This window comes from Pseudomonas sp. StFLB209 (assembly GCF_000829415.1).
Taxonomy (GTDB): Bacteria; Pseudomonadota; Gammaproteobacteria; order Pseudomonadales; family Pseudomonadaceae; genus Aquipseudomonas.
The window spans coordinates 4,685,241-4,710,141 of sequence record NZ_AP014637.1; the positions used below are offsets into that span (position 1 = coordinate 4,685,241).

Here is a 24,901-nt window from a genome sequence, read left to right on the forward strand (position 1 = left end):
CATCTGCTACAGACTCTCGCGGATTAAGCTCGCACGCTCTGGCCTGCTCGCCGTTGTCACGACTTCGTCCGGGGCGCGGGTCACTCAGCCAGCTTCCTTACCCATTGCCTGATCACAGGCCTGCGTCCCCTTGCCATGCAGAGTGCAGGAACCATGAAAACCCATTTCTTCAAGATCGTTCAAACCGTCGCGCAGCATGGCTCGTTCTCGGAAGCCGCCGCTATCCTCGGTTGCAGCCAGTCGAACATCAGCTACGCCATCAAGGAAGTCGAAGACTACTTCGAGAAACGCCTGTTCATTCGCAGCCGCACCGGCTGCACCCTGACCCCGGAAGGGCAGATCATCACCCAGAACCTGAGCAATATGCTGGCGACTCTGGAGCAGCTAAAAAAAATGGAGTCAGTGGCCGTGTAGCCATCCATTACAGCACCCATGTCCAAGAGACCAACCTCGGCGCATCTCTGGACTTTCTCGCCCGCAACTACCCCGATATCCAGTTGAGCGTGTTGCATAGCAACGACCCGCATCCCAGCCTTGACCCCTTGCAGCGTGAGCTGGCCGATATCCTGATTCTGCCCAGCACCGTGCTTGACGAGCAGCACATCGAACACCATCGCTGGTCAGACCACTACGTGCTGGTCATCGCCCGCCACCTGTATAAAACCGCGCCGCCCTTGAGCGATCTGGCGCGCTCGGTGCGCTATGTCGCCTGGCGCCATCCCGGTCAGGAGCGGCTGCACAGCCAGATGGCCAGCGCGCAGTTACGCCTGAGCCATCGCGGCGAACTAAGCTGCCTGGACACGTTGCTGGATCTGGTGATCAAGGGCCACTGCCTGACCGTGTTGCCCAGTGCGCTATTGCCGGTGCCCAACCCTGGCCTTGAATACCTGACCTTGCCGGTACCGGTCACGCGGCGAATCAGCGTGGTGGCGCGGCCCACCTCATTGCTGTCCAGCGCGGCGACAGTGGTGATCGACGCATTGAAAAAGTCTTCGGTATTTCAGGCGCGCGGCAAGCAGACGGCAGACGCGGTCTGACAAACCCGATGCAACGAATACTGCCGACAGGGCTCATACACAGTAGGCAAGATTTCATGGGGCCGACGGCCCCGGTCATACCACTTTGAACGGACCAATGGACGCCATGACGAAACCGGACAAGCAGTATGTGGACTGGCTGGTCGACCAATCGATGCTCAATGCGGCACGCCAACGGGCCAAGACCTATGGCGGTCAGGGCCGGCTCTGGCAGCGGCCGTTTGCCCAGGCCCGGCCACGCGACGCCACGGCGATTGCTTCAGTATGGTTCACCGCCTATCCGGCCTCGATGATCACTCGCGAAGGCGGTTCAGTGCTTGAAGCCTTGGGCGATGAGTCGTTGTGGCGGGCGTTGTCGGAGATCGGTATTCAGGGCGTGCATAACGGGCCGTTGAAGTTGTCGGGGGGCTTGCAGGGTTATGAGCGCACCCCGAGTGTCGATGGCAACTTCGACCGTATCAGCTTCGGTATCGACCCGGACCTGGGCGATGAAGCGCAATTGCTCAATCTCAGCCGTATTGCTGCCGCGCACAATGCCGTGGTGGTCGATGATGTGATTCCATCGCACACCGGCAAAGGCGCGGACTTTCGGCTGGCCGAGATGGCCTACGAGGATTATCCCGGCCTTTACCACATGGTCGAAATACGCGAAGAGGACTGGCCGCTGCTGCCCGACGTGCCTCAGGGCCGTGATGCAGTCAACCTGCTGCCGGAAACCGTCGATCTGTTACGTGACAAGCATTACATCGTTGGTCAGTTACAACGGGTGATCTTCTTCGAGCCGGGGGTCAAGGAAACCGACTGGAGCGCCACTGATGTGGTGGTCGGGGTCGACGGCAAGGCCCGGCGCTGGGTGTACCTGCACTACTTCAAGGAAGGCCAGCCATCACTGAACTGGCTTGACCCAAGCTTTGCCGCGCAGCAAATGATTATCGGCGATGCGCTGCACGCCATCGATGTGATGGGCGCGCGGGTGTTGCGGCTGGATGCCAACGGTTTTCTCGGGGTAGAGCGCAAGCTTGAAGGCGGGGCCTGGTCGGAAAGCCATCCGCTGTCGATCACCGGTAACCAATTGCTCGGTGGCGCAATCCGTAAGGCCGGCGGCTTCAGCTTTCAGGAGCTGAACCTGACCGTCGATGACATTGCGGCGATGTCCCATGGCGGCGCCGACCTGTCTTACGACTTCATCAACCGCCCGGCCTACCAGCATGCCTTGCTGACCGGCAGTACCGAATTCCTGCGTCTGATGCTGCGCCAGGTGCATGCGTTCGGCATCGACCCGGCCTCGCTGATTCATGCCTTGCAAAACCACGATGAGCTGACTCTGGAGCTGGTGCATTTCTGGACCCTGCACGCCCACGACACCTACCACTATCAGGGCCAGACCTTTCCGGGCAACATCCTGCGTGAGCACATCCGTGAAGAGATGTATGAGCGCCTGGCGGGTGAGCATGCGCCGTACAACCTCAAGTTCGTCACCAACGGTGTGTCCTGCACCACGGCGAGCATCATCACCGCGGCGCTGGGCATTCGGGATCTTGAAACCATCAGCGAGGACGATGTTCGCCAGATCCAGCACATCCATCTGCTGCTGGTGATGTTCAATGCCATGCAGCCCGGCGTATTTGCGCTGTCAGGCTGGGACCTGGTCGGCGCGCTGCCGCTGGCTGCCGAACAGGTCGAACACCTGATGCGCGATGGTGATACCCGCTGGATTCATCGTGGCGCCTATGACCTGGTGGACCTTGACCCGCAGGCCGAGCAGTCGCGGGGCGGGATGCCCAAGGCGCGGACCTTGTACGGCAGCCTGGCCGAGCAATTGCAACGGCCAGACTCGTTTGCTTCGCAACTGAAAAAAATCCTCGCGGTGCGCCGCGCTTACGACATTGCGGCCAGCAAGCAGATTCTGATTCCCGATGTCGAACACCCCGGCTTGCTGGTCATGGTCCACGAACTGCCCGCCGCCAAGGGCACCCAGATCACGGCGCTGAACTTCAGCAACCAGCCGATCACCGAAACCCTGCACCTGCCGGCAGATATCATTCCTGGGCCGGTGGTGGACATCATCAACGAGCGGGTCGAAGGCGACCTGACCGAGCAGGGCGAGTTCACCATCAATCTGGATGCCTATGAAGGCCTGGCACTGCGGGTGGTGAGCAATCTGGTATGAGGATGCGGTGCAGCCGGGGATTCGTGATTTAATACCCGGCTTTGATCAATTGTTTCCAGAAAAGGCGGTTATGGACACAGGCGCACGACTCAAGCTGGTTCGCGAAAGCCACAAACTGTCACAACGCGAGCTCGCCAGACGCAGCGGCGTGACCAACGCGACCATCTCGCTGATCGAGCAGAACCGCGTCAGCCCCTCGGTCAGTTCACTGAAAAAACTGCTCGAAGGCATTCCCATGAGCCTGGCGGAGTTCTTCACCTTCGATCAGCCGCCGGGGCAGGTCAACGAGCGTTATGTGTTCCGCGCCGGTGACCAGCCCGACCTGGGCCGCGACGGCCTGCGTTTGCTGTTGATCGGCGCCACCCTGCCAGAGCGGCAAATGCGCCTGCTGCGCGAACTCTACGCGCCCGGCGCAGACTCCGGTGACGAACCGATCGTGCATGCCGAAGGCGAAGAGTGCGGCCTGGTAACCCGCGGCACCATCGAGCTGACCATTGACGGCCAGATCCACACCCTCGGCCCCGGTGACGGCTACTACATCCCGACCACCTTGCCCCATCGGTTTCGCAACATCGGTCAGGACGAGGCCGAAATCATCAGCGCCAACACGCCGGCGAATTTCTGATTTCTGGTTTTCCAGCGGACGTGTGCCGTGCTCAAAAAGCAGCTACGACGCCAGCTCGCCGGGAGATCACCCGTCGCCCCGGCGCCGCGCTGTCGCGCAGCATAATCAGATCGAGGGGCTTTCCCTGAACCATCGATCCAGTTCCATTTGCCAGCATCCTGTCGGCTGGTTACTGTGCAGCCATCCAGTGTCTCCTGACCGCCCCGCACTCCGGTAGCCGCGCTTGAATTCCGCCGTATCCCCAGCAGATCCTGTTCCCGTCAGCGGCACCCGCTACAGCGTTGCGGTACGTGCCTTGTGTGAATTCACCGCCAAGGCCGGAGACCTGGACCTGCGCTTCACACCGTCGCCCACCGCCCAGGAAGGCATTATCGGCCACCAGAAAGTCGCGGCCCGGCGCGGCGATCGCTATCAGACCGAACTGAGCCTGAGCGGCGACTACGGCGCGCTGACAGTACGCGGCCGCGCCGATGGCTATGACCCGGTGCTGCGTCAGCTCGAAGAGGTCAAGACCTACCGTGGTGATCTCGCCGCCATGCCCGATAACCACCGGCAATTGCACTGGGCCCAGGCCAAAGTGTACGGCTGGCTGCTGTGCCAGCAACTCGACCTGCAGCAGGTCACGGTGGTGCTGGTGTACTTCAACGTGGTCAGCGAAAAAGAAACCCCGATCCGTCAGGTAATCAAGCGCAAAGAGCTGCAGGCGTTCTTTGAGCGCCAGTGCCAGTTGTTCATCGCCTGGGCCGAACAGGAGCTCCGGCATACGGCCACACGCAATGCGGCACTGACCGCGCTGACCTTTCCTCATGCCGAGTTTCGCGCCGGGCAGCGGGTATTGGCCGAGTCGGTCTATAAAGCCGTGAGCACTGGCCGCTGCCTGATGGCCCAGGCGCCTACCGGCATTGGCAAGACGCTGGGCACACTGTTCCCGCTGCTCAAGGCGATGCCCGGCTGCGGCACTGAAAAACGCGGGCTGGACAAGCTCTTGTTCCTCACCGCCAAGACCCCCGGCCGGCAGTTGGCGCTGGACGCGCTCAATACCTTGCAACGGCACACGCCGCAGTTACCGCTGCGGGTGCTGGAACTGGTGGCCCGCGACAAAGCCTGCGAGCACCCGGACAAAGCCTGTCATGGCGAGGCCTGCCCGTTGGCCAAAGGCTTCTATGACCGGCTGCCTGATGCGCGGCATGCCGCACTGCAACAGCCGTGGCTGGATCAGGCCGGGGTGAGGGCGGTGGCGCTGGCGCATCAGGTTTGTCCCTATTACCTGAGCCAGGAACTGGCGCGCTGGGCCGATGCGGTGATCGCCGACTATAACTACTGGTTCGACCTCAATGCTCTGCTGTTCGGCCTGGCCCAGCTCAATGGCTGGCAAGTGGCGGTGCTGGTGGACGAAGCTCATAACATGGTCGAGCGTAGCCGGGGCATGTACAGCGCCAGCCTGGACCAACACACGCTGGCCGAGGTGACGTCGAGCGCGCCGGACAAGGTCAAAAAAGCCCTGCAACGGCTCAACCGTCAATGGAATGCCTTGAACAAGGACCAGCTCGCCGCGTACCAGGCCTATGAGCAACCCCCGGTGAAGTTTCTCACCAGCCTGACCGGTTGTATCACCGCCCTGAGCGAGCACTTCAACGACAACCCGCAACTGGCGGTCGACGCTAGGTTACAGAACCTTTATCTGGAGCTGATTGGCTTTGCACGTATCGCCGAGCTGTTCGATGAGCACTTTCTGTTCGATATCACCCGCCGTGACATTGGTCGCCAGCGCAGCCGCTCGCGACTGAGTTTGCGTAACGTGGTGCCGGCGCGCTTCATTGGCCCGCGCTTGCAGGCGCCGCGCAGCACGGTGATGTTTTCTGCAACCCTCAGGCCGCAGTCGTTCTATAGCGACCTATTGGGTTTGCCGACCGGGACGGTGTGGATCGACGTCGAGTCGCCATTCGACCCCGACCAGTTGCAGGTGCAGATCGTCAGCCGCATTTCCACCCGCTACAACCATCGCCAGGCATCACTGGCGCCGATCGTCGAGCTGCTGGCCGAGCAGTATCGGGCACGGCCTGGCAATTACCTGGCGTTCTTCAGCAGTTTCGACTACCTGCAACAGGTGCTCGAGCTGCTGCGCACGCTTCATCCGCAGTTGCCGGTGTGGAGCCAGGCCAAGGGCATGAGCGAGACCGAGCGTCAGGCTTTTGTGCAACGCTTCACCCCGCACAGCCAGGGCATCGGTTTTGCCGTGCTCGGTGGCGCGTTCGGTGAAGGCATCGACCTGCCAGGGGCACGCCTGATTGGCGCCTTTATCGCCACCTTGGGGCTGGCCCAGCTCAACCCGGTCAACGAGCAGTTCAAACAGCGCATGGCTGCCTTGTTCGGCGCGGGCTACGATTACACCTACCTGTATCCGGGGCTGCAAAAGGTTGTGCAGGCGGCCGGGCGGGTGATCCGCACCCGTGACGACCGCGGCGTGGTGATGCTGATCGACGACCGCTTTGCCGAGCCCCGCGTGCAACGGTTACTGCCGGATTGGTGGCGGCTCAATTAACTCAACGGTTTGGTGAATCAAAACCGAGCAAGCCAGTCAAAGTGCCAGTAAACTGCCGCTTGCTATTGTTGCTGCGGCACCTTGTAGGACCGGCTTTAGCCGGGAAGGCTTCGCAGATGAAACACATCCCCTAGTCGCTCCTACAAAATTGCAGATATCTACCCTTTGGAGGTTGCATGAGTATCAGTCCACTCGCCGGCAAGCTGGCGCCCGAGCACCTGCTGGTCGATATCCCGCGGCTGGTCACGGCCTATTACACCGGCCAGCCAGATGCCTCGGTAGCCACCCAGCGCGTGGCCTTCGGCACCTCCGGGCACCGCGGCAGCTCCTTTGAACTGAGCTTCAACGAATGGCACGTTCTGGCCATCAGCCAGGCGATCTGCCTGTACCGGCAGAGCAAGGGCATTGACGGCCCGCTGTTCCTTGGCGCTGACACCCACGCACTGTCGACCCCGGCCGCTGCCACGGCGCTGGAAGTGCTGGCTGCCAACGGCGTGCAGGTGATGATCTCGCACAACGACGAATACACCCCGACGCCAGCGGTGTCCCACGCGATTCTTTGCTACAACCGCGGGCGCAGCAGCGGCCTGGCTGACGGCATCGTCATCACCCCGTCGCACAACCCGCCGCAGAGCGGCGGCTTCAAGTACAACCCGCCCAATGGCGGGCCGGCCGACAGCGACGTGACCAAGTGGATCGAAAACAAGGCCAACGAACTGCTCGCCGAGCGGGTGGTGGGGGTGTCGCGCATCAGCCATGAGCAGGCACTGCGCGCCGACACGACCCATCGCCATGACTACGTCAACACCTACGTGGCGGACCTGAGCAGCGTTATCGACCTGCAAGCCATCCGCGATGCCGGTCTGAAACTGGGCGTTGACCCGTTGGGCGGCGCTGGCGTGCGTTACTGGCAGGCGATTGCCGAGCATTACCAACTCGATCTGGACGTGGTCAACCCGCATGTGGACGCGACCTTCCGTTTCATGAGCGTCGACTGGGACGGCCAGATTCGTATGGACCCGTCGTCCAGCCACGCGATGCAGAGCCTGATCGGCCTCAAGGACCGTTATCAGATCGCGTTCGCCTGCGACCCGGACCACGACCGCCACGGCATCGTGACCCCGACGGGCGGCCTGATGACCCCCAACAGCTATCTGGCCGTGGCCATCGACTACCTGTACCAGAACCGTCCGCAATGGCGCGCGGATGCCGCCGTGGGCAAGACGGTGGTCAGCAGCGGCCTGATCGACCGGGTGACGGCACGTCTGGGCCGCCAACTGTACGAAGTGCCGGTGGGCTTCAAGTATTTCGCTGACGGTCTGTTCAACGGCAGCCTGGGCTTTGGCGGCGAAGAGAGCGCCGGCGCGTCGTTCCTGCGCCGTGACGGCAGCGTCTGGAGCACCGACAAGGACGGTCTGATTCCGGCCTTGCTGGCCGCCGAAATGACCGCCCGCAGCGGCCTGGACCCGAGCCAGCGTTACGCGGCGCTCACCGCCGAACTGGGTGAGCCGTTCTCGACCCGTGTCGACGCCAAGGCCAATCCGCAGCAAAAAGCCGCGCTGGGCAAGCTGGCACCCGAGCAGGTCAAGTCGACCGAGCTGGCCGGCGAGCCGATCCAGCAGGTCCTCAGCCATGCGCCGGGCAACAACCAGGCCATCGGCGGCCTCAAGGTCATGACCGCCAACGGCTGGTTTGCGGCACGCCCGTCGGGCACTGAAGACATCTACAAAATCTACGCCGAAAGCTTCATCGGTAACGATCACCTGCAGCGTCTGGTCGGCGAAGCCCAGGCCTTGGTCGACGAGGCCATCGCTGTACGATGAGGTGAAGTTCGGGCGGTGCGGCCCATACCGGGCCGCCCGCCAGACATTCATTCAGTGCATCAACCCCCACAAGGCCAGCAACGGTGCGTCTTCCGACTGCATCGAATGCACCACAGACGGGGCATTCCATAGCATCCCGCCCATTCCGGGCTGCCACCAGCCATCGCCTTGGCGATACCATTGCCCTTCAGACAGCACGATGTAGAACTCCTGCGGCGGATGCTGATGAAAGGGGTAGCGGGTTTCGGGCGCCATGACGGCCAGGCCCAGGGTCAGGGTCGGGCACGCCACCGGGCTGCCGTTGCCCAGCAGCAGCGCATGACGATGGCGTTCGACAAACGCGGGGTCTTCGCCATGCGCCGCGCTGCGTTTGATCCAGCGGGCATGCGCCAGCAGCGCTTGCAGGGCGTCCAGCAACGGATGGTCAACTGCCGGGTTGTGCCTGGCCAGCGCCAGGCTGGTGGCCAGCCAATGCTCAATGACGCCAGGGTCTTCCTGCTCAGGCACAGGCCGGCGCGCCAGGCTCAGTTGCGCATCGGCCGTGAGCTGGCCGCTGGCCTTGATCTGCTCGGCATGCCGCTCGCCCTGATAGCCGGTCAGCAGCCGGCTGATGGCGAATGTGAGCGCTGCTGCGTGGGTCAGGATTTCAGAGTCATGCATGGCGTCGGTTCCTATGCTTCGATGAGCCGAGTCTGACGCCGGACCGTTGAGCCTGCCATCCCAGGAGCGACACATAACGTACTGAGTAGTGGCACACAGCCAAGGCTGGAGCTTGCGCGTGTTTTTAGCCACCATAGGCGGCATTTTAGCCACCCCACGGAAAACCGCGTGTCTGACCACCTGCCTTCTGCAATGCCCCCGCAACTGGATATCGACCTGCAAGCCTGTGAGCGGTTGCCCTGGCTCAAGCGTGTCTTGGCCCGCGTCCTGGGCCGTGGCCTGAACGGTCTGGGTGCGCAACACCAGGCGTCCTGGGCGCAGGGGCATACCGACGGTTACCTGGCCGGGCACGGCGAAGGGGTCAATGAAGGCTACGCCGAGGGGCATCTGGACGGGATCGAGAAGGGCCGGCGCATGCTGTTGATCCGCGATACCCGGCCTGAAGCGCATCGCGGCCCGCAGGTCGAGGATCACCTGTTTGAAGATTGGCGGTTACCGCTGAGCGCCGAGCTGATCAAGCGCATCAAGGCCGACGTGGCGCAAAAGCTGCCGAGCCACGCCCAGCCCAGTGCCGCCCAGTGGAAGATGATCCTCAGCGATACCCCGGCGACTTGCGTGATCGCCGGCGCCGGGGCAGGCAAGTCGACCTCACTGGTGCTGCGCATTGTGCTGCTCACCCACTACCTGGGTTTTGAGCTGGACAGCATGACCGTGGTGACCTTCACCCGTGAGTCACGCAAGGACTTCATGACGCGGCTGATCGACGTCATGGCGCTCTGGGGCCATGCGCTGACTGCCCGTCAGGCGCGCGAGCTGGTCCGCACCTTTCATTCACGCATCCTGCCGCTGGTGCGCAGCCTGCCAGGCTTCGAGCATCTGCAAGCCTTCGAGACGCTGGGCAGCCAGAGTTCTGGCGTTGAAGAGATCGATAGCAACCCGTTTGATCTGCGCATCAACGATGCCCAGCGCGAGCAACTGAACCTGTGCTATCGCGACCTCTACGCCGCTGAGCCGCGCTTTCGTGAGGTCATCGCGCCGTTGTGTCGCCAGGCCCGGCAACTGAAAGAGATCGACCGCGACCACCCGGATGTGCAGAAGCGCGCCGCAGTGACCGAGCTGTCGGCCAAGCGTGACAAGGACTGGTGCGACACTGTCGAGACACAATGGCGGCGTGCCGGCGCCTGGCCGATTGCGGGGATCACACCGCAGCGCGAGAGCCTGCAGGTCAACGGCCATGCCTTTCACGTGCATGGTTACGCCGCCGAGCTGGACGCCTGGGTGATACTCGGTTGCGATGAGTGCGAAGATCGCGACTTCAAACGCCCCGGTGCCAAGCTGCCGCTGTGGGCCGAGGGAGTGATCAAGCGCACGCTGTTTCAGGCGTTTTGCAGCAAACCGGTGATCTGGCTCGAGAGTTATCAGGCGGGCAGCCAGTTATTGCACAACCTCACTGGCAACGCGTTGGCCGGGCCGGGGTTTGAGTACAAGGTCAAGGGTGAGCTGGCCAGCGCACCGCTGCTCGACTGTTTTGTGCTGGTCGCCGGTTTCATCGAAAACCTCGGGCTTGACGTGTCGGCGGCAGTGGCGCAGATGAGTTTTGCCAGTCATGACCCGGACCGGTTTTTCTTCGAGGCCCTGAGCCTGTTCTGGAAACGCTTCGAGTCGCAGTTGCTGGACCAGACCCCGCCGGTGATGACTTACAACCGAATGTTCGCGCTGTTCGGCGAAACTGCGCCGGAGAATCTTGCGCAACTGGACGACGAAGCGCTGCGCCCGCTGTCGCACCTGATGATCGACGAGTTCCAGGATGTGTCGCCGCAGATCGTCTCCTGGCTGCGTGCCAGTTTGCGTGAAATCCGTCGGCGTGGCCCGGCCATGCATGTGGGGCGCCGGGCCCATCATGCCTCGCTGCTGTGTGTCGGCGATGACTGGCAGTCGATCTACGGCTGGCGCGGCAGTTCACCGCATTACTTCATGGCGTTCAACGAGGAGTTTTCATCGCCGGCCAGCACTCGGGTAATGCTCAGCGAAAACTACCGCAGCCATCAGCACATCATTGATGCCGCCGAACACATCGTCCGCGCCGCGCCGGCGATTGCCGGCAAAAAGGCCAAGGCCAGCGGTAACCAGCAAACACTGTGGCCGGTGGTCGTGCTCGAGCGCGATGACCAGGTTCTGTTCGAACGGGTTCAGGCTCACCAGCAGCAGGGCGACAGCATCCTGCTGCTGTACCGCAAGGGCAGCGAGCGTCAGCGGATGTCGGAGCAACTGCTGGCATTGCTGCAGGCCGATGCCGCGCAAACGCGGCAGATCAAAACCCTGAGTTACCACAGTGCCAAGGGCTTGCAGGCTGATGCCGTGTTTTTGCTCGGTGATTGCCAGCACCTGACCCAGTCGCCGGCCAAAAACCAGCTGTACCGGATTGCCGGACTGGGTGATAAGGGCGAACCGCAGGCGTACGACAAGGCCCAGCAGGACGAGGTGCTGCGGCTGGCGTATGTGGCGATTACCCGTGCGGTACGCCAGTGCTACTGGTTTATCGATAGCCAGGACCAAGGCAACGGCCCGAAAGCCTCGGACCGGGTGGCCGCCGACCAGGCGTACTTCGACGACCAGCGGCTGGGCAAAGTGTGATCAGGCCCGGCGGTTGCTCAAGATAGCTGCGAGGTCATGACCGGCAGGCTGAACAGCTCCATTTCTGCTTCGATGGCTTCGATGATGATTTCCACGTCACGGGCGTTCATAACCGTGGCGCAAGGCAGGCCGGCAATGGCCACGAAGGTCTGGCCGCTGGCGCGATCGAACAGGCGGGCGATCATACTGCTGGGCGCGTCCATGGTGGCTTCAAAACCGACCGGATGGAAATGCCAGCGCATGAGCTGGCAGGCGTTGGGGAACGTGACCTTGTTCATGGGACCCACCTGTATCATGCGCGCATCATCGATGCAGCGAGTGGCAGGGCAAGACGTGGCTGAGCAAGCACTTATCCGAGGTGCTGTCGGAATTTTCCGGCACAATTGTCAGGCTTGTCTTGGTGAATAATGAAGATAGCACCGCCATATGAAACAAGCCGAAATATTTATCCCGAGGTTACAAAAAGTTCGATTTTTTTGACGTGAATCATGCTTGGGTGGGCTTGCGTACCGTCGGTCCGGTTTGCGCCGTTCGCTGGCCGCGTTGATGCTCTGTGCGGCGGTACTTTTTTCGTTGCTGTGCAGGTCGATAGAAGGCAAGCTGACAGCATGACGTCGAAGGGGTGCGCCATGTTCAAGTACACCATGCTGGGATTGCTGATGGCGGCCTCGGCCTCGCATGCAGCCGGGACGGTTAATGTCCACAACTGGACCGACTACATCGCCGACGATACCCTCAAGAACTTCCAGGCCAGCACCGGCATCAAGCCCATTTACACCACCTTCGAAAGCAACGAAGAACTCAACGGCAAGTTGCTGGCCAAGGGCTCGGGGTACGACGTAGTGTTCCCCTCGGTGCATTTCATGGCCCAGCAGATCAACGCCGGTGCGCTCAAGAAGCTCGACCTCAGCCAGTTGCCCAACTGGAAGAACCTCAACCCGGTGCTGCTCAAGGCTCTGCGGGTCAACGATCCGGGCAACACTCACGGCTTCCCTTACCTGTGGGGCAGCACCGGCATCGGCTATGACCGTGAGCAGATCGTTGCGGTGCTGGGCGAGAATCCGCCGGTGAACTCCTGGGATCTGCTGTTCAAGCCCGAGTACCTCAAGAAGGTCGCCCAGTGCGGCGTGGCGATCATCGACAACGCGCCGGAAATGCTGCCGATTGCCCTGAACTACCTGAACCTGCCGCCGCACAGCGATGTGCCGGCAGATTACGCCAAGGCCGAGGCTTTGCTGACCAGCGTGCGACCTTATGTGCGCTACTTTCATCTCAACAATTACATTCGCGACCTCGCGGCTGGAAAAATCTGTGTGGCAGTGGGTTTCTCCGGCGACATCGATCAGGCTCAGGACATCGCGGAAAAGGCCGGGCACAAGGACATTCTCTATTCGGTGCCTATGGAAGGGGCGCCGATGTGGTTCGACATGGTCGCCATGCCGGTGGATGCGCCCAATGAAAAGGCGGCCTACGCGTACATGAACTACCTGTTGCGCCCGGAGGTGATTGCCGCGATCACCAACCAGATGCATTACGCCAACGGCAACGAGAAAGCCGATGCGTTGATCGTGCGTGAGGTATGGTCTGACAAGACGGTGTACCCCGACGATGAGACCATCAGCCGGATGTTTGTTCTCGAGCCGGTCAATCCGGAGATTGACGCGCTGCGCAATCAGATCTGGGACCGGATCAAAAACCTCAAGTAAGCGGCCCGCATTCAGCATGGGTAGTCATATTTACTGACAACTGGGGCTGGTTTTTTTCGTCCGTTGTGCAACACAACGGCATTTTCCGACTCCCATAGAGGCTTATCGAGTCTGTCCGGGGGCAATGTTGCCCATGCCCCCGCTCATTCTTCATTGTGCAACATCTCCCGATTAGCCTTGGTAACAGGCTGTGCGAGGGATCGCGCACCGGCCTTCGAACGGACTCGTGAACCCGCCAGGTCTGGCAAATTTGCCGCAGTGACTGGACAGATTGCACCCGACTAACCTGTATCGGATTCAGAGAATATGACCCGTTTCAACTCATTGCTGACCAACGTGCGACAGCGCCGCTGGCTGGCGCTGCCAGCCGTTCTGACGGCCTCGGCAATTTTCTGGTTTTCCATCGGCGACGGCGTGCTGGCCGAACCCAAGAATGGCACCCAGACCCTGGTATTTCTGCGCCATGCCGAAAAACCTGCCATGGGCCTGGGGCAACTGAACTGCCAGGGTCTGAACCGCGCCCTGGACCTGGCCGAGCTGTTGCCCAATGAGTTCGGCAAGGCCGATTTCATCTTTGCGGCTGACCCTGGCCGGCATGTGGAAGAGGGCGAGGGCGATCATTCCTACAGTTACGTGCGGCCGTTGATGACCATCGGCCCGAGTGCTATCAAACTGGGCCTGCCGGTGAATATCGATTTTGGCGCCAATGACACCAGCGACCTGGCTCATGAACTGATGGACGTCAAATACCACGACGCGACGATTTATACCGCCTGGTCCCACGGTTATCTGCCGGAACTGGTCAACAAGGTCGCCGAAGAGGCCTCCGGCAAGAAGATGAACCTGATCGACGACTGGACGGGTACCGACTTTGACTCGCTATTGGTCATGACTCTGGAATGGACCAACGGTAAAGCCAGCATGGAGTATCAGGTGGTCAAGCAGAACCTCAACAACGGTGCCGCGAGCTGTCCGGGCAGGGCATGAAACACTGGCTTTAGCGGGGCCGGGTCGCTAGTGTGTGCGGCCATCCGCTCAGCCGTCTTGAGCGGGGTTGTCGCGGACCCTTCATGAATGTTTTGAACGCCCTGTGCCTGTCGGCCGTCTGCCTGTTGGCGGGCTGCATCGGCCCGCCCGTGCCGCTTACCGAACAGACCCGCACCCAGTTGAGCCAGCAGGCGCCAGTGCGCTTTGTGCTGACCTTCGACGACGGTCCCAGCGGCTCGGGCTGGTGGAACCCGACCGCACGAATCCTGGATGATCTGGCTGATAACCCGGTGATGCCCGGGATCAAAGCCGTGTTTTTTGTCCAGACCGGGGCAATCGGTGGCGGTGGCAGCGACACGGGCCGGGAACTGCTGCGCCGTGAAGGCCGTGAGCTGCATATTCTCGGTTTTCACAGTGCTACGCCACGACACACCAACCACCGCTCGTTGAGCCCTGAGCAACTGGAGCAGTCGTTACGCGACGGGCTGCGGATCATCGCTGAGCAAAGTGGTCAGCAGGCCACGTTGCTGCGCCCGCCGTTCTGGAACTATGACCATCGTACATTCGCGGCTTATCGGGCGAAGGGGCTGCGAGTGCTGCTCACCGACCTGAGTGCCAACGATGGCAAGATCTACGGCTTCAACATGAGCCCGCGCCGCCGCGCAAACCTGCTGCTGCAAGTCTCGCAAGTGCGCGAGCGGATCGCCAGGGGCGAGTTGCCCACGGTCGATGGCGCGACTCCGGTGGTGGTCACTTTCCATGACGTCAACCGTTATACGGCGCGGCATATCCATGAGTACTTGCAGATCCTGATCGACAGCGCCAGGGCCGATGGCTTGCCGCTGGCGGCCAAGCCGTTCTACGACGACCAGGCCCAATTACTGCGCGCCGCCACCGCGCGCACCGTACCTGATGATGGACGGGGCGTGCACCTGCCGGGGATCTGGGACTGGCTGTGGGACCATAACGGGCATTGAAACACTCGTTTCGACCGCGTCTGAGGTGTCGCAGCTAAAGCCAATACTGTTCAGATAAGCACTGCATGCCTTTGTGGGAGCGAGCTAGCTCGCGAAGAGGCCAGTAAAAGCACTAAATCTGCTGCGAATGTACCGCCGTCTTCGCCGGGAGGCCGGACCACAGCAACCGGAGTGCCGGCCGGCTGCTCCCACCAGTCTAATTGAACATTCTCGCCATCAGGCTTTATCCCGCCCGCCATGGGTCGCGCGCGCCTGGGCGAAGATTGCGTCCATGCGCCAGTGCTGGTTCTGGTAGCGCGGGTCTTCGGCCCATTCGTGCCAGCCTGAATCACGGCGGTACTGCCCGAGCAGGCCGCTGTGGCGAATCTGCCCGGCGTCCAGAACGTGTGGCTGGCTGCAATCGGGATCGACGTACAGCGCATCGCGGGTGCAGTACAACTCACACATGAAGCAGGTCTGGCAGGCCGACTGGTCGCCAATCGCTGGCAGGCCGTCGGCGTCCAGGGTCAAGGCGTTGGTCGGGCACACCTGCACGCAGGTGCCGCAGCCGTCGCACAGGTCTTTGAAGATCAGTTCAATCATGCCGGGGCTCCTTGCGCGCAGTGCGGTGTCGCAGGCTGGGGTTGCAGGGCATCGAAGCGATGCCAGTTGTGGTCCAGGCCGCCGATGCGCAAGTGCGCGTCGAAGCGCGCCAGTTGGGCAGGGCAATCGCTGCGCTGGTGCATGCCACGGCTTTCCTGGCGTTGTTCGGCGGCCCGGTAGCACCAGCGTGCGGTGGCCGCCATGGCGGCCAGCTCACGGGCGCGCAGCGGGTTGCCGAGCGGGCTGGCAGCCGCATGGCGGAGCTGGTCCCAGACGTTGTCCAGTGCCTGCAAGGAGCGTTGAATCTGTGCGCCGCTACGAAACAGGTTCTTGTCCAGCGGATGAACTTCGTCCTGAATACCGCGGATCACGGCCTGGCTGTCCTGAACGGTCGCATTCAGGCCCAGGCCGGCAAAGCCCAGCAGCGCACCGCCAGTGCGGCCCTTCTGCAAGGCGTGCCGGGCGGCGGCGCGGCCGGCCCATTGTCCGGTCGACAGCGCCCAGGCCGAGTTCTGCGCACCGCCGCCGGAGGTCGCCCCGGCAATCGGCTCACGGCTGGCGGCGTCTCCGGCGGCGTACAGGCCCGCCACGCTGGTCTGGCAATCCTCGTTGATCAGGCGCAAACCGCCCACGCCACGGATGGTGCCTTCCGGATGCAGGGTCACCGCAAAGCGCTGGCGGTACGGGTCGATGCCGCGACGGTCGAAGGGCAGCATCAGGTTGGGCTGGATGGTCGGCAACTGTTGGCGGATGTCGTGTGGCACCCGATGCAGGCGGCAGTACACCGGGCCGTTGAGTAACGCACGGGCCAGTTGTTCGGTAAAACCCGGTCCCTGGCTGATCGGCAGTTCCCGGTCATGGGCGTCATAGTACTGGCCGAAGCTGTAGACCATCGAACGGGTCATGCTGCTGCCCGCCGCTGCGATGCAGTAATAGTTGGAGAACTCCATGCCTGACAGTTCGGCACCGGCTTCGGCGCCCATCAGGTAGCCATCGCCGGTATTGTTGTGACTGCCCAGCAGGCTGGACAGAAACGCGCAGCCGCCGCTGGCCAGTACCACCGCTGGCGCCTGCACCTGCCAGTGACCGCCGGCCTGGCGCCGCCAGCCGCGCGCGCCGGCCAGGGTGCCGTGGGCATCGCGCAGCAGTTCCAGGGCCGGGCTGTGGTCGAGGACCGTGACGCCGCTATCCAGCGCCAGGCGGCGCATGCCGCGCATGTATTCCGGGCCGCGCAGGCCCCGGTAATGAGTCACGCCTTGGGCGTCGGTGGGGAAGTGGTAGTAACCCTGCAGGCCCGGCAGGCTGGTCCAGGTGGTGTCGATGGCGCGGGCCATCCAGTGCGGATCAGCCAGGCCAAACGCGGTTGCCAGGCGCTTGTCGATGGCCGCTTGACGCAACCCTGCATCCGGCGCCACCCACCAGTGGCCGGGGCCAGCGGTGGCCGTTACACCGCTGGTACCGCAGTAGCCCTTGTCGACCAACACCACCCGTGCACCTTCGCGTGCTGCCGCGACGCCCGCCCAGGTGCCGGCCAGGCCGCCGCCGATAATCAGCACGTCGGCTTGCAGTTCAAGGTCGGCAGAGGGGTGCAAGGGTGTGCTCATCAATGGCTCCAGGCAGCTCAGGATCAGGGCCTCCGCCTGGCAAGGGGTCGGTATCGCTGCGAATCTAAGCATAAAGATTATTTTTAATATTCTATTTTTTAATGATTAGCTTAGAAGAAAATGTGCTTTTTAAAGATCGCGTTATACGCATAGTCTGGGTGGCACGTGCTTCACGCAGCCATTTCAGGAGTTTCACCATGAGCAATGTCAGTGCCCTGCCGGTTCAGCCACCTTCCGCGTCGTCTGAAAGCAGCGTGCGCGAGCGGGTGTCTGCCGAAGAGTGGGAAGTGCGGGTCAAACTGGCCGCTGCCTACCGCCTCGCGGCACTCAAGCGCTGGACCGACCACATTTACACGCATTTCTCGGCGCGGGTGCCGGGCCCTGAAGAACACTTTCTGATCAACGCCTTCGGCTTGTTGTTCGATGAAATCACCGCGTCGAACCTGGTCAAGGTCGACATTGACGGCACCATCGTCGACGACCCTACCGGGCTGGGCATCAATTACGCCGGCTATGTGATCCACAGTGCGATCCACGGTGCACGCCCGGACCTGCAGGCTGTGCTGCACACTCACACCCGCGACGGCATTGCCGTGTCGGCGCAAAAGAGCGGCCTGTTGCCGATCTCGCAACATGCATTGGGTTTCTCCGGGCGTGTGGCCTACCACGACTATGAAGGCGTGGCACTGGAGCTGGACGAGCGCGGGCGGTTGATCGCCGACCTGGGTGACAAGGATGTGATGATTCTGCGTAACCACGGCCTGCTGACCGCCGGGGTCAGTGTCGAACACGCCTTTCAGCAACTTCAGGGGCTGGAGTACGCCTGCAACATTCAGATCGCCGCGCAATCGGCTGGCAATGACGAGTTGATCCTGCCGCCGCCCCAGGTGGTGGCCAAGGTCGAGGAGCAGGCCAAGGTGTTCAAGGACGGTAACGGACCGGGTGTGCAGCGACACTGGAAAGCGCTGATTCGTGAACTGGATCGTCACGGCACCGATTACCAGCATTGAGCGGTGTTTTAACTTCGCGCCTTGGTGTAGTGTGCGCTCCCAAAAACACGGGGCGCCCTGCATGCAAGAGCTGTTGAACGAAATCCTCGAAGAAGTCCGTCCGCTGATCGGTCAGGGCAAGGTTGCCAATTACATCCCGGCACTGGAGCTGGTGCGGCCCGATCAACTCGGTATTGCGGTGTACGCCAACAGCGGCGAGATCTATCAGGCCGGCGATGCGATGACACCGTTTTCGGTGCAGAGCATCTCCAAGGTGTTCAGCCTGGTGCAGGCCATCAGTCACTCGGGCGAGGCGATCTGGGAGCGGGTCGGTTATGAGCCATCCGGCCAGCCGTTCAACTCGCTGGTGCAGCTTGAGTTCGAGCGCGGCAAACCACGCAACCCGTTTATCAATGCCGGCGCCCTGGTGATTTGTGATATCAATCAGGGCCGTTTTGCCGCGCCGGCCTTGTCGATGCGCGACTTCGTGCGCCGCTTGTGCGGCAACCGCACCATCGTCTCCGATGCCAAGGTCGCCGAGTCCGAGTATCAGCACCGCTCACGCAATGCGGCGGCGGCCTGGCTGATGAAGTCATTCGGTAACTTCAATGGTGAAGTCGAAGATGTACTGCGCAGCTATTTTCATCACTGTGCGCTGAGCATGACCTGTGTCGACCTGGCCAAGGCCTTTGGTTTTCTGGCCAACGAAGGGTTCTGCACCCACAGTGGCGAGCAGATTCTCAGTGCCCGCCAGACCACTCAGTTGAATTCGATCATGGCCACCAGCGGGCTGTACGATGAGGCCGGTAACTTCGCCTATCGGGTCGGATTGCCCGGCAAGAGCGGGGTAGGTGGGGGCATTATCGCTGTGGTGCCGGGACGTTTTTCGGTGTGCGTATGGTCCCCGGAATTGAACGCGGCCGGCAATTCGCTGGTCGGAATGGCGGCGCTGGAACGATTGAGCGCGCGGATCGACTGGTCGGTGTTCTAACCCTCGCCTTGATCCGCTTACCCATTTAAGGAGCAAGATCAAGGTGAACTCAAGCCTGCTGTCGAGTCTGCTGCTGGCCAGCCTCCTGCTTGGGGGGTGCGCCAGCCGCCCGTCAGGGCCGCCACCGTTAAGCCCTGAGCAGGCCCGCGAGCGCGTGCAGGCACTGTTGCCGGCCAGTGTCGTCGACCGCCAGGGCTGGGCTGCTGATATCCAGACGGCGTTGACCACCCAGGACATCGCTGCGACCCCTGAAAACATCTGCGCGGTACTGGCGGTAACCGAACAGGAGTCAACCTTTCAGGCCGACCCGCCGGTGCCGGGGCTGGCGCGCATTGCCCGCGAAGAGATTGACCGCCGCGCGGCCCGCTTGCGGGTGCCCGCCAGCCTGGTGGATGCAGCGCTGGGGATTCGTTCGCCAGATGGCAAAACCTATAAACAGCGCTTGGCGGCTGCGCGCACCGAGAAGCAACTGAGCGCGATCTTCGATGATTTCACCGGCATGGTGCCGTTGGGCCAGACCCTGTTCGGGCGGTTCAATCCAGTGCACACCGGCGGTCCGATGCAGGTCAGCATCGCCTTTGCCGAGCAGCATGCAGGCAGCTACCCCTATGCCGTGGATGGCAGCATTCGCCGCGAAGTCTTCAGCCGCCGTGGCGGCATGTACTTCGGCACCAGGCACCTGCTGGGTTATCCGGCTGACTACCCCGAGCCGCTGTACCGCTTCGCCGATTTCAATGCCGGCTGGTACGCCAGTCGCAACGCGGCGTTTCAAAGCGCGCTCAGCCGCCTGACCGGTATCGAGCTGGCCCTCGATGGCGACCTGATCATCCACGACTCGCTGGCCACCGGCGCCACCGAGCGTGCGGTACGCAGCCTGGGGCCGCGGCTGGGGCTGAATAACCCGGCCATTTACAACCAGTTGAAAAAGGCCGACGGGCCGGATTTCGAAGACACCAAGGTGTACCGTCAAGTGTTCGAACTGGCCGAGCAGACAGCCGGTAAACAGCTACCCCGCGCCATACTGCCGGGTATCACCCTGCAAAGCCCGAAGATCACCCGTAAACTGACCACCGCCTGGTTTGCCAAGCGGGTCAATGAACGCTACCTGCGCTGCATGCAGCGTAACTGAAGGGTACCTCTAAAAACGTAAGCGATGGCAACGCAGGTAGTTTTTAGAGGTGCCCTGAACTGCTATTCATCACTCGATAAAAGGGAGTCATCGATGCAATTTCGTTCACTCGGCAAGACTGATATCTCGGTCAGCGCCATCTGCCTGGGCACCATGACCTGGGGCGAGCAGAACACTCAAGCGCAGGCCTTCGAGCAGATTCGCCTGGCCAAGGACGCGGCGGTCAACTTCATCGACACCGCCGAGATGTACCCGGTCCCGCCACGTGGCGAGACCTACACCCGCACTGAAAGTATCATCGGCGAGTACTTCAAGCAGTACGGTGATCGTCAGGATTGGGTACTGGCCAGCAAGGTGGCCGGGCCGGGCCGTATGGAGCACATCCGCGACGGCAATCCGCGCCTGGACCGGCGCAATATCACTGCCGCTCTGGAAGGCAGCCTCAAGCGCCTGAACACCGATTACCTGGACCTGTACCAGTTGCACTGGCCGGACCGCAAAACCAATTTCTTCGGCGTGCTGGGCTACCAGCATGATGCTGACGATCAGTCCACCGCCATTGAAGAAACCCTGGATGTGCTCGATGAGCTGGTCAAAGCGGGCAAGGTGCGCCATGTCGGCCTGTCCAACGAGACCCCGTGGGGCACCCAGCGTTTCCTGAATCTGGCCCAGACCCGTGGCCAGACCCGCGCCGTGTCGATCCAGAACCCCTACAGCCTGCTCAACCGAACCTTTGAAGTGGGGCTGGCCGAAATCGCCATTCGCGAGCAGATCGGCCTGCTGGCCTATTCGCCGCTGGCGTTCGGGGTGCTGGCCGGCAAATACCTCAATGGCGCCCGTCCGGCCGATGGCCGCCTGACCCTGTTCGATCGCTTCCAGCGCTACAACAACCCGCAAGCGGTCAGTGCCACCGCCCAGTACGTGGCGCTGGCCCGTGAACATGGCCTGGACCCTGCGCAGATGGCCCTGGCTTATGTCACCAGCCGGCCGTTCGTGACCAGCAACATCATCGGCGCGACCACCCTGGAACAACTGACCAGCAACCTGGCGAGCATTGATCTGGTGTTGTCCGACGAAGTGATCGCCGGCATTGAGGCGATCCACGTCAAACAGCCGAATCCGGCGCCGTAACAAAACCAGGGTTCATCAGGCGGCAGGTTGCGGTCATAATGACCGCAACCTGACCGCCTGCCTGTGGAGCCTTGATGCCTCATCCTTTGCTGCGTTCGCTGTTGCCGCTGGTAGCCGACTTGTCGCGTGAGCTGCCTGACGAAGAACGTTATCGGCGCCTGCTGCATTCGCTGCGTCAGTTGTTGCCCTGCGATGCGGTGGCTTTGCTCAAGCTTGAAGACGACATGCTGGTCCCGCTGGCGGTGGATGGTTTGAGTCCGGACACCCTGGGGCGGCGTTTTCGGGTCAGTGAGCATCCGCGGCTGGAAATCCTCTTGTACAGCGGCAAGCCAGTGCGCTTTGCTTCGGACTGTGAACTGCCCGATCCCTACGACGGCCTGCTTGATGGTCATGGGCATCTGGAAGTCCACGACTGCCTCGGCTGCCCATTGATTATCCAGGGCGCGCCGTGGGGGCTGATTACCCTTGATTCACTGGACCCGGCCAGCTTCGGCAGTGTCGATCTCGACACCTTGCAAGGCTTTGCCAGCCTGGCTGCGGCCACGGTCATGGCCAGTGAGCGCATCAAGCAACTGGTGCGCGGCTTCGAGGACCAGCGGCAACTGCTTGAAGTCTACAAACACGTTGCCGGCGGCCATGCGCCCCGCGAGCTGGTTGGCCAAAGCCCGGCGCACAAGCGCATGGGGCAGGAAATCCAGCTGGTGGCCAACAGTCCGCTGACGGTGCTGATTACCGGTGAAACCGGGGTCGGCAAGGAATTGGTCGCCGAGTCGATCCATCTGCATTCACCCAGGGCGCACAAGCCGCTGATCAGCATCAACTGCGCTGCACTGCCGGAAACCCTGGTGGAGAGTGAGCTGTTCGGCCATGTCAAAGGTGCATTTTCCGGCGCACTCAACGGCCGCAGCGGCAAGTTTGAACTGGCCGATGGCGGCACGCTGTTTCTCGATGAGGTCGGCGAATTGCCGTTACCGGTGCAGTCCAAGCTGTTGCGGGTGCTGCAGAGTGGCCAATTGCAGCGTCTGGGGTCAGATCAGGAACATCATGTGGATGTGCGCATCATCGCCGCGACCAACCGCGATCTGGCCCAAGAGGTACGCCTGGGGCATTTTCGGGCGGACCTTTATCACCGCTTGAGCGTCTACCCGCTGAACGTGCCGCCACTGCGTGAGCGCGGCCGTGACGTGCTGTTGCTGGCCGGTTATTTTCTCGAAGAAAACCGCGTGCGCATGGGCCTGCGCAGTCTGCGCCTGAACACCGATGCCCAGCAGTTGCTGGTGGCCTGGCACTGGCCCGGCAATGTCCGGGAGCTGGAGCACCTGATCAGCCGGGCGGTGCTCAAAGCGATCTCGGCACATGCCGAGCGGCCCAGGGTGTTGACCATCGAGGCCTCGATGCTCGGACTCGAAAGTGAGCTGGCTGCTGCTACTTTGCTCCAGGTGCCGGACGACGAGCCACTGTTGCCTGCCCAGGCAGGACTCAAAGCGTCGGTGGACGGCTTCCAGCGTCGGCTGATCGAGCAGGCTTTGCAGCGCCATGACGGCAAATGGGCGCAGGTGGCACGCGAGCTGGACGTTGACCGCGCCAACCTCAGTCGGCTGGCCAGAAGGCTGGGGATTCGCTGAACAGACGGCTCGCCATACGACCGTTGGGAAAAAACACGGAATCTTTCCTTTGGTGTGTGTGTCCCTTTATTCGCAGTGTCCGATTATTGCCAGGCTATTGCAGTGTCAAGGCAAAGCGTTGCGCACCGGGCACGGGGATTATTCAGACAAGGGAGGCAATGCCGTTAATGGCTCAGGAAAAACACTACCGGATCGACTACCTGTTGAACGGTGCATTTAAAAGCTTCTACATCCGATCTGTGCACATGGACAATGCCGAGGCCTGGCATTACGCAAGCGTCGATGCAGGCCTGGCACGCATTCCCAAGTACCGTCTGGAGAAGGTGGCGCGAGTGTCCAAACCCTACGCCGAACATTTTGGGATTACCAATGTGGAGTGGGCGCAGGCTTGAGGCGTCAGCCTGATCAGTCGCCGTCGTACGGGAACTCTTGCAGCGCCTCCAGCAGGGGACGGTCACCCGGCCCTTGCAGGTTGTCCAGAACCCAGCACTGCGAGGTCGGGTTCTTCGCCATCAGCAGCCGGGTGGTCTGTTCGACACCCTGCTGCCCGGGGGCATTCTTGTAACCCAGCAAATAGCTCATCTCGACGACCACCTGGCCGTCACTGTTGGACACCTGCTTCCAGGTGACCGGCTGTTGCACTTCGCCGTCCTGAGCGTCAGTCCAAGGGTTGGCGGTGATGGCGCAGACATCCCCGCCGCCCTGGCAGGCCCAATCCTTCTTCAGCCACTCCAGTAACGTTGCCGACAGGTATTGCGGCCCGCCCTTGCCCTTGACGTAGAAATCAGCGTGCTGAGTGTAGATCCAGCGTGCGGTATCGGTAGGCGTCGGCGCGGGGCAGGCGGCCAGCGCGGTTGTGCAAAAACTGAAGGCAACGACGCAAGCGATGGCTTTGTACATGGGCTGAACTCGATAAAAATGAAGATAATGGCTAAGGGCTGCCTTATAACTGGCATTTGTAGAGTTAAACAGCAAAAAAGCAAGAGCGCAGGCGCATTTCTGTGCTGTGGCCGCGAGTGAGGGTAATTTCCTTCAATACAGCTGTACGGACCTGTCACTACCTTGGCGCAGTCATTTCGATTGTGTGTGAGGTAGGCATGAGTGTCCTGATTTCCATGGCGACGTTTGCGCTGGCATCGTCCATTACCCCTGGGCCGGTCAATATCGTTGCGCTCAGCGCCGGGGTGCGCTTTGGTTTTGTGGCCAGCATGCGGCATGTGCTGGGGGCAACCCTGGGCTTTACCCTGTTGCTGGTGCTGATCGGCTTCGGCCTGCATGAAACCCTGCAACACTGGCCGTTCCTGACCCGGATGATCCAGTGGGGCGGGGTCGCCTTTCTGTTGTACATGGCCTGGAAACTGGCTGCTGATAATGGTGAATTCAGCGTCGAGCAGTCCCAGGCCCGGCCGACCCTGCTGCACGGAGCGATGATGCAATGGCTCAACCCCAAGGCCTGGCTGGCGTCCATTGCCGGCATGGGCGCCTTCGTCGCCGACGGCCAGGCCAGCCTGATCTGGCAGTTTGCCGGGCTTTACCTGGTGATTTGCTACCTGTCGCTGGGCTGCTGGGCCTATGCGGGCGCACGGTTGAGCCACTACCTGGGCAGCGCCGCCAGAATGCGGCTGTTCAACCGAACCATGGCCGCGCTGCTGGTGGGCTGTGCGGTGTATCTATTGGTCCCGTAGGAGG

Annotated in this window: 22 protein-coding genes; 17 read left to right on the plus strand and 5 right to left on the minus strand. The window is 61.8% G+C overall.

What is annotated here, in order from left to right; all coding sequences use genetic code 11:
• Positions 1-153 precede the first annotated feature (153 nt).
• The 6 genes from PSCI_RS21175 to pgm all read left to right on the plus strand — a co-directional run bounded on the left by PSCI_RS21175 (position 154) and on the right by pgm (position 8,197).
• Positions 154-414 (plus strand): LysR family transcriptional regulator, encoded by a 261-nt coding sequence (locus tag PSCI_RS21175; RefSeq protein ID WP_045490755.1) that lies wholly within the window; start codon positions 154-156, stop codon positions 412-414.
• Between the two features lie 2 nt (positions 415-416).
• Positions 417-1,037 carry a LysR substrate-binding domain-containing protein gene (locus PSCI_RS21180; RefSeq protein ID WP_231906610.1) on the plus strand — a complete coding sequence of 207 codons (621 nt, stop codon included), beginning with the start codon at positions 417-419 and terminating at the stop codon, positions 1,035-1,037.
• A 106-nt stretch (positions 1,038-1,143) separates the two neighbouring features.
• Positions 1,144-3,207: a maltose alpha-D-glucosyltransferase gene (treS, locus tag PSCI_RS21185; RefSeq protein WP_045494713.1), complete on the plus strand. Its 2,064-nt coding sequence runs from the start codon at positions 1,144-1,146 to the stop codon at positions 3,205-3,207.
• Between the two features lie 70 nt (positions 3,208-3,277).
• Positions 3,278-3,832, plus strand: coding sequence for a cupin domain-containing protein (locus PSCI_RS21190; RefSeq protein WP_045490757.1), 555 nt, complete (start codon positions 3,278-3,280; stop codon positions 3,830-3,832).
• A gap of 223 nt (positions 3,833-4,055) precedes the next feature.
• On the plus strand, positions 4,056-6,374 hold the full coding sequence (locus tag PSCI_RS21195; RefSeq protein WP_045490758.1) for an ATP-dependent DNA helicase: 2,319 nt from the start codon (positions 4,056-4,058) through the stop codon (positions 6,372-6,374).
• A 176-nt stretch (positions 6,375-6,550) separates the two neighbouring features.
• On the plus strand, positions 6,551-8,197 hold the full coding sequence (gene pgm / locus PSCI_RS21200; protein ID WP_045490760.1) for a phosphoglucomutase (alpha-D-glucose-1,6-bisphosphate-dependent): 1,647 nt from the start codon (positions 6,551-6,553) through the stop codon (positions 8,195-8,197).
• A gap of 51 nt (positions 8,198-8,248) precedes the next feature.
• Here the strand turns inward: pgm and PSCI_RS21205 are convergent, their stop codons facing one another.
• On the minus strand, positions 8,249-8,857 hold the full coding sequence (locus PSCI_RS21205; protein WP_045490762.1) for a dimethylsulfonioproprionate lyase family protein: 609 nt from the start codon (positions 8,855-8,857) through the stop codon (positions 8,249-8,251).
• 168 nt (positions 8,858-9,025) lie between these two features.
• On the opposite strand from PSCI_RS21205, the gene PSCI_RS21210 reads away from it, so the two are divergent.
• Positions 9,026-11,491 carry a UvrD-helicase domain-containing protein gene (locus tag PSCI_RS21210; RefSeq protein ID WP_045490764.1) on the plus strand — a complete coding sequence of 822 codons (2,466 nt, stop codon included), beginning with the start codon at positions 9,026-9,028 and terminating at the stop codon, positions 11,489-11,491.
• A 17-nt stretch (positions 11,492-11,508) separates the two neighbouring features.
• On the opposite strand, the gene PSCI_RS21215 is transcribed toward PSCI_RS21210, so the two are convergent.
• A complete protein-coding gene (locus PSCI_RS21215) occupies positions 11,509-11,787 on the minus strand; it encodes a DUF1652 domain-containing protein (protein WP_084710063.1) in 279 nt (92 codons plus the stop codon).
• 333 nt (positions 11,788-12,120) lie between these two features.
• Between PSCI_RS21215 and PSCI_RS21220 the strand changes: the two genes are divergently transcribed.
• The 3 genes from PSCI_RS21220 (at position 12,121) to PSCI_RS21230 (ending at position 15,161) form a co-directional block, all read left to right on the plus strand.
• On the plus strand, positions 12,121-13,197 hold the full coding sequence (locus PSCI_RS21220) for a polyamine ABC transporter substrate-binding protein (RefSeq protein WP_045490768.1): 1,077 nt from the start codon (positions 12,121-12,123) through the stop codon (positions 13,195-13,197).
• 306 nt (positions 13,198-13,503) lie between these two features.
• Positions 13,504-14,184 (plus strand): hypothetical protein, encoded by a 681-nt coding sequence (locus PSCI_RS21225; protein ID WP_045490770.1) that lies wholly within the window; start codon positions 13,504-13,506, stop codon positions 14,182-14,184.
• Positions 14,185-14,267: 83 nt separating this feature from the next.
• The gene (locus PSCI_RS21230; RefSeq protein ID WP_045490771.1) at positions 14,268-15,161 is read left to right on the plus strand and encodes a polysaccharide deacetylase family protein; all 894 of its coding nucleotides are present in this window, start codon (positions 14,268-14,270) and stop codon (positions 15,159-15,161) included.
• Positions 15,162-15,377: 216 nt separating this feature from the next.
• Here the strand turns inward: PSCI_RS21230 and PSCI_RS21235 are convergent, their stop codons facing one another.
• Positions 15,378-15,743, minus strand: a complete 366-nt coding sequence (locus PSCI_RS21235; protein WP_045490773.1) for a 4Fe-4S dicluster domain-containing protein — start codon at positions 15,741-15,743, stop codon at positions 15,378-15,380.
• A complete protein-coding gene (locus PSCI_RS21240; RefSeq protein ID WP_045490775.1) occupies positions 15,740-17,347 on the minus strand; it encodes an FAD-binding protein in 1,608 nt (535 codons plus the stop codon). Before PSCI_RS21240 ends, PSCI_RS21235 begins: the two co-directional genes overlap by 4 nt.
• A 197-nt stretch (positions 17,348-17,544) precedes the next feature.
• Between PSCI_RS21240 and PSCI_RS21245 the strand changes: the two genes are divergently transcribed.
• The 6 genes from PSCI_RS21245 (at position 17,545) to PSCI_RS21270 (ending at position 23,604) form a co-directional block, all read left to right on the plus strand.
• On the plus strand, positions 17,545-18,357 hold the full coding sequence (locus tag PSCI_RS21245) for a class II aldolase/adducin family protein (protein WP_045490777.1): 813 nt from the start codon (positions 17,545-17,547) through the stop codon (positions 18,355-18,357).
• Between the two features lie 61 nt (positions 18,358-18,418).
• The gene (gene glsB / locus PSCI_RS21250) at positions 18,419-19,327 is read left to right on the plus strand and encodes a glutaminase B (protein ID WP_045490779.1); all 909 of its coding nucleotides are present in this window, start codon (positions 18,419-18,421) and stop codon (positions 19,325-19,327) included.
• 43 nt (positions 19,328-19,370) lie between these two features.
• Positions 19,371-20,456: a DUF1615 domain-containing protein gene (locus PSCI_RS21255; RefSeq protein WP_045490781.1), complete on the plus strand. Its 1,086-nt coding sequence runs from the start codon at positions 19,371-19,373 to the stop codon at positions 20,454-20,456.
• Between the two features lie 93 nt (positions 20,457-20,549).
• Positions 20,550-21,587, plus strand: coding sequence for an NADP(H)-dependent aldo-keto reductase (locus PSCI_RS21260; protein WP_045490783.1), 1,038 nt, complete (start codon positions 20,550-20,552; stop codon positions 21,585-21,587).
• A gap of 74 nt (positions 21,588-21,661) precedes the next feature.
• Positions 21,662-23,212, plus strand: a complete 1,551-nt coding sequence (gene norR, locus PSCI_RS21265) for a nitric oxide reductase transcriptional regulator NorR (protein ID WP_045490785.1) — start codon at positions 21,662-21,664, stop codon at positions 23,210-23,212.
• Positions 23,213-23,379: 167 nt separating this feature from the next.
• Complete coding sequence (locus PSCI_RS21270) at positions 23,380-23,604, plus strand: DUF6555 family protein (RefSeq protein ID WP_045490787.1); 225 nt, start codon at positions 23,380-23,382, stop codon at positions 23,602-23,604.
• A 13-nt stretch (positions 23,605-23,617) separates the two neighbouring features.
• Here PSCI_RS21270 and PSCI_RS21275 read toward each other — a convergent pair whose 3' ends face one another.
• Positions 23,618-24,112, minus strand: a complete 495-nt coding sequence (locus PSCI_RS21275; protein WP_045490789.1) for a hypothetical protein — start codon at positions 24,110-24,112, stop codon at positions 23,618-23,620.
• A 197-nt stretch (positions 24,113-24,309) separates the two neighbouring features.
• On the opposite strand from PSCI_RS21275, the gene PSCI_RS21280 reads away from it, so the two are divergent.
• Positions 24,310-24,897, plus strand: coding sequence for a LysE family translocator (locus PSCI_RS21280; RefSeq protein WP_045490791.1), 588 nt, complete (start codon positions 24,310-24,312; stop codon positions 24,895-24,897).
• Positions 24,898-24,901 lie beyond the last annotated feature (4 nt).